This is a genomic window from Pseudomonadota bacterium, from assembly GCA_030775045.1.
Taxonomy (GTDB): Bacteria; Pseudomonadota; Alphaproteobacteria; order JALYJY01; family JALYJY01; genus JALYJY01.
Genome location: JALYJY010000063.1, coordinates 1 through 10,578, shown reverse-complemented (window position 1 = coordinate 10,578; position 10,578 = coordinate 1). Strand labels below are relative to the sequence as shown.

At 60.3% G+C, this 10,578-nt stretch carries 11 protein-coding genes; 7 read left to right on the top strand and 4 right to left on the bottom strand.

Annotation, left to right across the window (positions count from 1 at the left end):
• Positions 1 to 55 precede the first annotated feature (55 nt).
• From M3O22_06540 to M3O22_06530, 3 genes are read left to right on the top strand one after another with little or no spacing between them, the layout of a single operon-like run.
• The gene (locus tag M3O22_06540; protein MDP9196404.1) at positions 56 to 142 is read left to right on the top strand and encodes a hypothetical protein; all 87 of its coding nucleotides are present in this window, start codon (positions 56 to 58) and stop codon (positions 140 to 142) included.
• Positions 139 to 1,149 (top strand): aspartate-semialdehyde dehydrogenase, encoded by a 1,011-nt coding sequence (locus M3O22_06535; protein ID MDP9196403.1) that lies wholly within the window; start codon positions 139 to 141, stop codon positions 1,147 to 1,149. The genes M3O22_06540 and M3O22_06535 overlap by 4 nt, the downstream gene beginning before the upstream one ends.
• A gap of 31 nt (positions 1,150 to 1,180) precedes the next feature.
• On the top strand, positions 1,181 to 1,384 hold the full coding sequence (locus M3O22_06530; GenBank protein MDP9196402.1) for a hypothetical protein: 204 nt from the start codon (positions 1,181 to 1,183) through the stop codon (positions 1,382 to 1,384).
• A 261-nt stretch (positions 1,385 to 1,645) separates the two neighbouring features.
• On the opposite strand, the gene M3O22_06525 is transcribed toward M3O22_06530, so the two are convergent.
• From M3O22_06525 to ftsE, 3 genes are read right to left on the bottom strand one after another with little or no spacing between them, the layout of a single operon-like run.
• A complete protein-coding gene (locus tag M3O22_06525) occupies positions 1,646 to 2,332 on the bottom strand; it encodes a YdcF family protein (protein ID MDP9196401.1) in 687 nt (228 codons plus the stop codon).
• Positions 2,329 to 3,213 carry a hypothetical protein gene (locus tag M3O22_06520; protein MDP9196400.1) on the bottom strand — a complete coding sequence of 295 codons (885 nt, stop codon included), beginning with the start codon at positions 3,211 to 3,213 and terminating at the stop codon, positions 2,329 to 2,331. The genes M3O22_06525 and M3O22_06520 overlap by 4 nt, the downstream gene beginning before the upstream one ends.
• Positions 3,207 to 3,893: a cell division ATP-binding protein FtsE gene (gene ftsE, locus M3O22_06515; protein ID MDP9196399.1), complete on the bottom strand. Its 687-nt coding sequence runs from the start codon at positions 3,891 to 3,893 to the stop codon at positions 3,207 to 3,209. The genes M3O22_06520 and ftsE overlap by 7 nt, the downstream gene beginning before the upstream one ends.
• Positions 3,894 to 4,507: 614 nt before the next feature.
• On the opposite strand from ftsE, the gene M3O22_06510 reads away from it, so the two are divergent.
• From M3O22_06510 to gatB, 3 genes are all read left to right on the top strand, one after another.
• Complete coding sequence (locus M3O22_06510) at positions 4,508 to 6,106, top strand: hypothetical protein (protein MDP9196398.1); 1,599 nt, start codon at positions 4,508 to 4,510, stop codon at positions 6,104 to 6,106.
• An 85-nt stretch (positions 6,107 to 6,191) separates the two neighbouring features.
• On the top strand, positions 6,192 to 6,701 hold the full coding sequence (locus M3O22_06505) for a DUF1036 domain-containing protein (GenBank protein MDP9196397.1): 510 nt from the start codon (positions 6,192 to 6,194) through the stop codon (positions 6,699 to 6,701).
• Positions 6,698 to 8,149, top strand: coding sequence for an Asp-tRNA(Asn)/Glu-tRNA(Gln) amidotransferase subunit GatB (gene gatB, locus M3O22_06500; GenBank protein MDP9196396.1), 1,452 nt, complete (start codon positions 6,698 to 6,700; stop codon positions 8,147 to 8,149). Before M3O22_06505 ends, gatB begins: the two co-directional genes overlap by 4 nt.
• Positions 8,150 to 8,161: 12 nt before the next feature.
• Here the strand turns inward: gatB and M3O22_06495 are convergent, their stop codons facing one another.
• The gene (locus M3O22_06495) at positions 8,162 to 9,742 is read right to left on the bottom strand and encodes a hypothetical protein (protein MDP9196395.1); all 1,581 of its coding nucleotides are present in this window, start codon (positions 9,740 to 9,742) and stop codon (positions 8,162 to 8,164) included.
• Positions 9,743 to 9,852: 110 nt separating this feature from the next.
• Here M3O22_06495 and M3O22_06490 point away from each other — a divergent pair.
• A partial coding sequence (locus M3O22_06490; protein MDP9196394.1) for a pirin family protein occupies positions 9,853 to 10,578 on the top strand: 726 nt, incomplete at its 3' end.

Genomic DNA, 10,578 nt, shown 5'->3' with positions numbered 1-10,578 from the left:
CATCTGGCTGGCCTTCAACTTTCTGGCCGGATCCTTCATGCCTCTCTCCCCCGACATGACCGTGGCCTGGGAGGCCCATATGGGTGGCTTTCTGACCGGTCTTGCGCTTTTACCCCTTCTTGAACGGAGAACTGTCCCATGAAAAGGATCGTCATTGTGGGCGCCACGGGAAACACAGGCCGGGAAATCCTCCAGACCCTGGCGGAACAGGGCTTTCCGGCCGGGCGTGTGGCAGCCCTGGCCTCGGAACGCTCTGCCGGCGCTGTGGTATCCTATGGCGAGGATGAGGACCTGAAAACCAGCGACCTGTCCGGCTTTGTGTTTTCTGCGGATGACCTGGTCATTTTCGCGGCGGATGCAAAGGTGTCGGAAACCTGGGCGCCCAGGGTCACCCGCGCAGGCGGCACGGTCATCGACACGTCGCCCCGCTTTCGTCTTGAGCCTGACGTGCCGCTGGTGATTCCGGAGGTCAATCCGGCCGGCGTGGCCAGCCCGAAAAGCCGTGTGATCGCCTGCCCCTCGCCCATTACAACCCAGCTTCTGACAGCCCTGAAGCCCCTGCATGACGCTGCGGGGCTGGAGCGGGTGGTGGTGACGGCCCTGCAGTCCGTCTCCGGCGCCGGAAAGGCCGCCATGGACGAGCTGTTCACCCAGACCCGGGGCGTCTATGTGAACGACCCCATGAAATCCGAGCATTTTACCAAGCAGATTGCCTTCAACGTCATTCCGCACGTGGATGCTTTCATGGACGACGGCGCGACCCGGGAAGAATGGACCCTGGCCGCCGAGGCCAAAAAGATCCTGGGCGCTGCTGTCAAGGTCACGGCCACCTGCGCCCATGTGCCTGTGTTCATCGGGCACGCCCTGGCGGTGAATGCCGCGTTTGCAAAGTCGCTGACCGCTGGCGAGGCCCGGCAGATCCTGCGCCGCGCCCCGGGCGTATCCGTTGTGGACCACCGGCAGGATGAGGGATATGTGACACCGGCCGAAATTGCGGGGGAAGACAATGTCTTCGTCAGCCGGATCCGCGAGGATGCTACCGTGGACAACGGCCTGAACCTGTGGATCGTGGCCGACAACCTGCGCCGCGGAGTGGCTCTGGGCCCGGTCAGGATCGCTCTGGCCCTGGCAGGACAGAGAAAGGATTGACAGGAGACTTTTTTCCTGTTAATTTATTCCTATGATTGCCTCTCCCCTGCTCTTCCTCTCCGCCCTCCATTGCCGCTATGACGGCCCCATCGTCCCGGACGTGGTGCGGTCTGTGACAACAGCCCCGTCGCCCTCTTTTTATAACCCCGCAGAACGGGCCAGCCGGGACGCTGTCCGCCTGCTGGCCGCCATCCGCCAGGACAGGGCCCCGGGGAGTGGCCTGCAGTTCCGGTGATTTTTTCAGGAAAACATACCTTCTATCCTCAGACACCTGCGAAACAGGGCTGTCCCTACCCCTTCCGGAGAGGCCAACGCCCCTTGATCCGGGTCCTGGAAAGTCCCATTTCTATGGGATGGGCATGAAAGGAGACACGTCCATGGTTGCCTATCCCATGACCGGACATCATCATTTTTCCAGGCACAGAAAGCCCCGGAGAAGGATCTGGAACGTTGACGGAAACAGGGTCCGCCAAGGCTATGAGCTGCGCGCCATACGCTACGTCCTGTACGTCTCCATGGCCCTGGCTGTCATATCGCTGACACTGACGCTGGCGTTTTTCTCGTCCTGATCCCGGGGCAGAACGTAAATCCGCACCAGGGCGGCCAGATACTTGTTGTACTCGTTCACCACCAGCCGCAGGGTCGGCTGGTCTTTCCACCACCCCTCGAACGACAGGTTCGACGGCTGGACCGGATAGGGCAGTACGCTTATGCCCTCCGGAACAGCCTCGCGGAACTCTGTCATACTGCGGCGCATATGATAGTTCGCCGTGACCAGGCGCAGGGACGTATAGCCCTCGGCCTGCATCCAGCGGGCTGTTTCCCCCGCATTGCCCAGGGTGCTGTCGGCCGCATGACCCAGCACAATACAGCAGGTCCAGGCTTTCGCGCCCGGATCCTGGAGGCGCAGCAGGTCCCGCAGCGTCACGTCCCTGTGAACCCCCGACACAAAAAGTTTCCCGGCCTTTCCCTCGGACAGAAGCCGCAGACCTTCCGACAGGCGGTCCCGGCCCCCGGTCAGGACCACGGCAGCATCCGTGGCCTCGATCCCCTTCATGTCCACGGCGCCCGGGATGGTGCCGGCAAACCAGACCAGCCCTGCCGCCCAGGCGCCGGTCACAACCATAGCCAGAAAAGCCAGACGAAAGACCGTCCGTCGCAGGAACCGGAGCAGCGTCCTCATGGCATGCGGCCCAGCGCGCGCAGGGCCACAATGCGGGCCGTCAGGGCGGACAGGATCATGCCGGCCACAGGCACCAGGACCAGGATCCCCCATTGCACCGGTGCCAGGCTGAAGGACGGCAGCAGAAGGGCCTCGCTGTCCCGGCCCATAAACTGCAGCGCCAGCAGGACCACGGTCGCCGCGGCCAGACCACCCAGACCACCCCGAAGGGCCATGTGGAAGGCATGGCGCTGGAACTGGCCGGCCACATAACGGTCCGTAGCGCCGATCACATGCAGCAGGTCAATGACCTGGGCATGGACCGCAAGCCCGGCCCGGGCCGAGAACATGACCACCAGAAGCGCCGCGCCGGCAATCAGGAAAAGAACGGCCAGCGCCACACTTTCCAGGATCCGGGCCATCAGCATCAGGTCCTTCATCCAGGCCTGGTGGTCATCCACACTGGTACCAGGGATGTCTTCCAGCTGGCGGCGCATATCCTCCAGCGTCGCCTCGCTGCCGGAATCAACCCGCACATCCAGAAGGGCCGGAACCGGCAGGTCCTGCATCACCAGCCCCGCACCCAGCCAGGGCTCGAGAAGTTTCCACGATTCCTCCACGGACACACGGGTGGCCGTCACGCCAGACAGGCGTTCCAGCGCACGCTGTGCCTGGTCGGCCCTGTCGTCCAGGGAAACGGTTCCCTGATCCCCTGTCTCGGCGGCAATCTGGACGGTGATGGTGCCGGACAGGCTGGTGCGCCAGTGGCGGGTCAGGCCGGACACCAGCAGGAAAGCGGCCATGGCCAGGATGGCCAGAAAGACCATGACCCCGGTGATCCAGGGCAGAAAGCGGCTGGCAGCATCCGTATCCAGCGGCAGGTCATAGCGGGTTTTCAGCATGCGGCCTCGCTGGCTCCTGCGGGGATTTCCTGGGTCAGATGACCGCTTTCGATATGCAGGCGGGGATAGCCGAATTTGCGGATCATGGCCTCGTTGTGCGTGGCAATCAGCACCGTGGTTCCCAGCTTGTTCAGCTCCTCGAACAGGCGCAGCAGGCGCAGGCCCACCTGATCGTCCACGCTGCCCGTCGGTTCGTCGGCCATGATGAACCGGGGACGGCCGATAATGGCCCGGGCGATGGCCACGCGCTGTTTCTGTCCGCCGGACAGGGTCGAGGGCCGGGCGTCCAGATGATCCCCGAGGCCCACCCAGCGCAGAAGATCCGTCACTTCGCTGCGGATACTGGATTCGGGCTGGGCTGCCAGGCGCAGCGGCAGGGCCACATTGTCAAAGGCGCTGAGATGCTCCAGAAGGCGGAAATCCTGGAACACCACGCCGATTTTCCGGCGCAGGGCCGCCAGACCGTCGCGGTCCAGACGGGAAATGTCCTTGCCCAGAAGCGTGATCAGGCCGCGGGAGGGCCGGTGAGCCATGTACAGAAGCTTGAGCAGCGAGGACTTCCCTGCCCCGCTGGGCCCGGTCAGGAAATGAAACGACCCCACGGGAAGGCTGAAGGTCACGTCATGGAGGACCTCCGGACCACTGCCGTACCGCATGCCCACATTCTCGAACCGGATCACTGGACCTCCTGCATAACTCCGACCGGATCCCGGACTGGCAACTGCGGCGCAGGGTAACCCGGATCCGGTTTCCAGGCAACATCCCGCATATTCGCGGAACAGGCAAAAAACAGCAGGAATACAGGGAATCCCGCGCCCCGCCCCGCAAATGCCTTTTTATCTTGCTGAAAACAATACGGTCTGCATAAATCCTTTCGCCAGTGAAGCATGAGGATTCCAGACCTCGGGATGCAAGCTATCCCGTAATGGAGGAAGGTGGAAAAATGTCATATGGAAAATCCGGAGTTGACGAAGAACGGACTCAGGTTTTACCCCCTGTTGAAGATCCCTCTGCACGAACCGAAACTCCGCCTCCTCTGATCGCGAAGGGCGCTGCACCAGGAACAAAGGAAGCATCTCTTCCCCAAGCAGGTCCGCATCTGTTCAGGACAACAGCTCCAGGAGTCCGCCCGCCGGAAGCAGACGAGACAGCAGATAACGAATGGCAGGACAAAACACATGTCAGGATAAAAGCGCTTCCAGATGGATCGCCTGCAGAGTCTGTCATTCCCGACACGACAGAAGAGGATCCACCAGAGCGTCCTCTCCCGTCGATGACACTTGGACAACTCAAAGTGGCTGAGGGCGCTGCTTTTGACCGGGGCAAAAAAGCCGGCAAAGACGATGCTTTGGAAGAACTGCAAAAAGAGATGCAGAGCCTTCGGGATCGCGTAGGAAAACTTGAAAGACTTGAAAAGGAAATAGAACGCGTTTCTGCGGCCAGAAAATTCTGGCAATGGGTCTCTGCAGTTGCCACGGCTTTTGCCCTTGTCCTTGGCTTTGGCACAGCCTGGTTTTTCAGCAAATCCCGTGAAACCGAGGATACTGTTGCAAAGGCCCAGGCAGAGCTGACGAAAACAACCGAAAATCTGGATACGGCTAACACTGCAAACAAAAACCTCGCAGCAGAGCTGGCTGAAGCAAAAGGAAAAACCGCAACGGCTGCAACAGCCTTGGCCAAAACCGAAGCCGAGCTGGCAAAAGAAAAGTCTGAAAGCAAATACGCTGGCTGGATCAATATTTTCCAGCGCATCCTGATACGGAACGGTTTTATCGGTGAGATGACTGTCACAGTCAAGGACAAGGGCGTTGTGACATTCACGGACCCCAAGGCACAGGTATCCGAAAACAGGAGCAACCGCAAAGGCAAACATCGCACAATAACCAGTCCTGCCAATACACCAGGCGCCCTCAGTGCTGACCTTGATTTCTCCACAGGGAAGATTTCCGCAAGAATGGACAACGGGCAGACCCTGACCCTCCCGTTTCTGGCCCGCCGGGGCGAACTTCCGGATGGCAAGGTGGGAACACTGCTCGCGGGGCTTCAGAAAGTTTACAGTGAGGCCGTCAGAAACTCCCGTCTGGACGCTGTGACCAGGGGACCCGCGCAGATGGCGGTTCTGGAAATCCTTCTCAGGCAGAAAGTTGCGGTATCCGGCGGTATAAAACTGTTCCAGGACAGTGCAGGAAGACTGGAGCGTGTTGAAGCTTTTGATGTTCAGGTTCCCAATGGCAAGGGAAAAACCCGCAACCTGACCCGGATATCTGTTAACCTGTTGACTGGAGAAATGTCCGCAACCGGCAGTGGCAGCACCGAAGAAACCCGCAATACCCTCTCCTGGTATTTCTGGCAAAAAGACGGGGCACTGGTCCCCTCTGCCCTGTTTGAAGCCCTTGCAAGGCACAAGGAATATGGACACCCGGCAGCCCTGAACCTGGCCCGTATGGTCAGGATCCTGAGCGCGCAGGGCGTGGACATGAATGGTTTGGGCCTGACCGTTGATCCGGTAACGGGCGCGGTCACACTGACCGATGCTGACACCCGGAAAGAGCAGGTTTTTGTCCAGCGGCGTGTTGAGACCAGAAAAGGCAAAGCCCGGACCCAGTGGGTCAAAACAGCCCTAAATCCCGCAACCGTAACCCTGGATCCCGCAAATGGGCAGATCTGCAACGGCTCGTCGCCCGCAGAAAGCCCAGCAAAGGCCGATCCTGTCTGCTGGTCCTGGAAAGAAACTCCGAAAATTAAGGGAGCCATGCCGCTGTGCCGCATCGTCACGGACTGGGCCCGGCAGAAGGTGGTTACAGGGCCTGCATTCGCGGCAGCCGAGGCAAAAGGCTATGCCCATTGCGGAACCGGCAGCACTTTTGTGCTGAAAATCCCCGGGCCGAAATAACCGCCTGGTTCACAAACCCTCTTGACCTTGGACGGGGCAGGTTCCAGGATCCTGTGAACATTTCTTCACAGGTGTTGAGGGCATCATGCTGAGCCGGCTCTGGATTGTCTGCGGTTTCTGCCTGTTTCTGCTGGTGTCTGTCCGCCCCGCCCACGCCGCCGTGGAATTCTGTAACCAGCTGACGTCGCCGCTGGAAGTGGCCTTTGCCTATCCGAAAACCGCAAGCCAGTGGGCCTCAAAGGGCTGGTACGTCCTGACCGCCGGGGAATGCCAGATCATCCATGCCGGTGATGATCCGGGCATGCAGGGCGACAAGGCCACCTATTACTATTACGCCGTCTCGTTCATGGGCAAAAACCAGCTGACCTGGGCCGGAGCAGACAGCATGCCCGACGCCCGAACATTCTGCATGAAGAACGAGGCGTTTGACCTGGACAGGAACGACACGCCCTGTGAGCAGCAGGGCCTCGTGGGACGCTCATACCTTCCCATGGAAGTGACCGTTTCCCCCGGCCAGAAACATGTCCTGCAGTTCAGGAATGCGGGAAGCTCAGCCCCGCCTGCAGCAGACAGCAAGGGCACACCGGGACAATGACGGCTCTGCTTCAGGGAAAGACCGGTAACTGGGAAATGGTGATCGGGCTGGAGGTCCACGCCCAGGTTGTCTCACAGTCCAAGCTTTTTTCCGGCGCGGCCACAGCCTTTGGCGCCGAACCCAACGCCCAGGTCAGCCTGGTGGATGCGGCCTTTCCCGGCATGCTGCCCGTCATCAATGAATACTGCGTGGAACAGGCCGTGCGCACAGGCCTTGGCCTGCAGGCGCGGATCAACCTGCGCTCGGTCTTTGACCGCAAGAACTATTTCTATGCCGATCTGCCCGCCGGCTACCAGATCAGCCAGTTCAGCCAGCCCATCGTGGGCCGCGGGGAAATCGTGCTGGACATGCCCGACGGCTCCAGCCGCACGGTGGGCATCACCCGCCTGCATCTGGAGCAAGATGCGGGCAAAAGCATCCATGACCAGCACCCGACAAAAACGCTGGTGGACCTGAACCGCGCCGGCGTGGCGCTGATGGAAATCGTGTCAGAGCCGGACATGCGCACCCCGGAAGAGGCCGGCGCTTACCTGCGCAAGCTGCGGGCCATCCTGCGCTATCTGGGCACCTGCGACGGCAACATGGACGAAGGTTCCATGCGCTGTGACGTGAACGTGTCGGTGCGAAAGCCCGGCGCGCCGCTGGGCACCCGGTGCGAGATCAAGAACGTCAACTCGATCCGCTATGTCCAGCAGGCCATCGAGCATGAATCCCGCCGCCAGATCGACCTTCTGGAAGATGGCAGCACGATCCGTCAGGAAACCCGCCTGTGGGATCCCGGCAAGGGCATTACCCGCTCCATGCGCAGCAAGGAAGAGGCGCATGACTATCGCTATTTCCCCGATCCGGACCTGCTGCCCCTGGTGCTGGAGCAGGGCTGGGTGGACAAAATCAAGGCCACGCTGCCTGAACTGCCCGATGAGAAAAAAGCCCGGTTCATGAAGGACTACGGCCTGTCCGCCTATGACGCGGGCGTTCTGGTGGCCGAGCGGATCAAGGCAGACTTTTTTGAAGCCGTGGCGAAGGGACGCGATGCCAAACTGGCCGCCAACTGGGTGATGGGCGACCTGTTCGGCGCCCTCAACAAGGCCGGCAAGGACCTGCAGGACAGTCCCGTCAGCGCAGACGCCCTGGGCGGCCTGGTCGACCTGATCTCGGACAACACCATTTCAGGCCGCATCGCCAAGGAAGTCTTTGTGGACATGTTCGAGACGGGCCAGCCTGCCGCCGCGATTGTGGAGGCCAAAGGCCTGCGCCAGGTCACGGACACCGGTGCGATCGAAGCCGTGATCGACAGCGTTCTGGCCGCCAACCCGGACAAGGTTGCCGAATACAGGGCCGGCAAGGACAAGCTGTTCGGCTTTTTCGTGGGACAGGCCATGAAACAGAGCGGTGGCAAGGCCAACCCGGCGCTGGTCAACGACCTGCTGAAGAAAAAACTGGGCTGACCCTGCGCCGGCTCAGGGTTTGGGAACCAGGGCAGGTTTTCCATCCTGGATTCTTTCCACGCTGCCGTGCAGGCGCATAACCAGGTCTGTTTCCAGAACCAGTAAACGCTGAATCTCTGCCTGTTCCGCCGTTATGGCGTCCCGGATAACCGGGCCGAATTTTTCCGCGAGAGCCCGGGTGTAAACCTCCCTGCACCGTTCATTGCCATTATTCCGGGCTGCCTTCCAGGCCTTCGCAGCGGCTTCCGGAGCAACATTGTTCAGCACTTCTATAATTCCCAGTGTGCTGGGTATATCGCCTGTTCCGACAACCAGAGCCATGGTATAGCCCAAAGCCGCTTCAGACATCCGGGCCCCGCAGGATCTGACCATGTTCGCCACCAGGGGCCAGTCTTCACTGAGCCGTGCAACAGCCAGAAGATCATCCATCTGCCCTGGTTCCAGGGTTGCCAGCTGCTCCCCGATCCAGGGCCAGCCGGGCGCACCGGGAAGATGGCAGTTTTTCTGGAGCTGCTCCAGAAGATTACAGATCCTTCCGTCACTGGCCCCCCTGAGGTACTGCCCCATGATCAGGGGGGCCACATCAGGAGCCTTCTGGATAAAGGCCTGGGCCACAAGTCCTGCTACCTCCGAGCCCTTCACGCGAGCTGCAGCAGGCTGCCGCATGGCAAGATCGACATTCGGCACATCGCCGGCGATGAGGGCAAGCCTGACAAGTCCGGTGAGTTCGTCGATACAGTGAGGCGCCTTGCCGCAGGATTCGATTTCGGCCTTCAGGAAGGTGGAACGCTGTGCTTCGTAATATATCCAGCTGTCCTGTCCCATGGCCTTCAGCAGAAGGCCGATGAACTCCCGCGTATTTTCCCGCACGTCATTCCGGGTTGCCAGTGCAGCAGCCTTTTCCGCCTCAAACGCGGCCCGGTACAAATCGTCCCGCGTCAGCAGCGATCGGTCCTTTTCCAAGGCTTCGCGAACTTCTGCCGGATCGGCCGAAGCCTTGAGCAGATTTTTCCGCGCCAGATCCCGGAAAGCCGGGTGTCCGGGAGCCCAGGAGGAGAACCGGCGGGTCCAGAATGAATCAGGATTCCACTGGCGATTCTGCAATTCAGCCCGGTACCTGCCATAGATGATGCTGCGACCCGTTTCATCCGTGCCCTGCAACAGACTGTCCAAGGCTTCCTCAGAAGCCCTTTCAACTCCCAGGGCAAACATCAGGATATCCTGGCTGATCCGGGAAAATTCCGGATGGCTTTTCAGAAAACTGATCGCCGCCAGATTTCCTGACTCCAGAATTTTCTGGACCACGGACTGGATTTGCATGCGTTCTTCATGGAACTGATACGCCCGCCCGATCCAAGAGTTCCAAAATCGCCGCCATTCCGGATTTCCGGAGAATTTTTGCTCCCCGAGAAGACCTGCCACAGCTTCTGCCGGAATGCGTCGGAGAATCCTGAGGGCCCATGATTCATCTCCCGCAGTAACCATTTCTCCCGTTTCCGCAATAACTGTTTCTCCTGTAATAACCATTTTTGTGAAGGCCTGAACCTTCATGCCCGTCCACAGCCGTCTGGCCCATGCAGGAACAATATTCACAGGATCCTCCCCAAAAGGTACGCAGGCATTATATCCTGCCTGTCCGAAAGTAATTCAGGGTCTGGTGACACTTTGCTGCTATCCTGCCAGTCAGGAGGTGCGCCATGACCATGAAAAAGGTTTTGCTGATTCACCGGAACCACCCACAGCACTGGGTGGGCGACGGCTTTCCGGTGCGCAGCATCTTTTCGTACAACACTCTTGCCGGGGAGCTGTCCCCTTTCCTGCTGCTGGACTATGCGGGCCCGGCGCAGTTTCCCCCGTCATCTTCAGAACGCCGGGGCGTCGGGGCGCACCCCCACCGGGGTTTCGAGACCGTAACCCTTGTCTATGACGGCCAGGTGGAACACCGGGATTCATCCGGCGCCGGGGGCGTCATTGGCCCGGGCGACGTCCAGTGGATGACAGCGGGTTCAGGCATCGTGCACGAGGAATTCCACGGCCCGGATTTCCGGAAGACCGGCGGCCCGTTCGAGATGATCCAGCTGTGGGTCAACCTTGCGGCAAAGGACAAGAAAGCCCCGCCGGGCTACCAGAACATTACCCGGGGCAGCATTCCGGTGGTGAACCTGCCCGACAACGCAGGCCAGGTACGGGTGATTGCAGGTGATTACAATGGCACCAGGGGACCGGCCAGAACCTTCAGCCCCCTGAATGTGTGGGATGTGCGCCTGAAGGCGGGCGGCCGTGCCTCGTTCCATGTGAAAGACGGAGAGACCATGGCCCTGTTTGTCCTGAAAGGGCACATCCGTACCGGCACGGGAGAAACCGCGGGGGAAGCGGAACTGGTTCTTTTTGAACGCACCGGCGAGGATTTCCTGGTGGAGGCCCGGGAG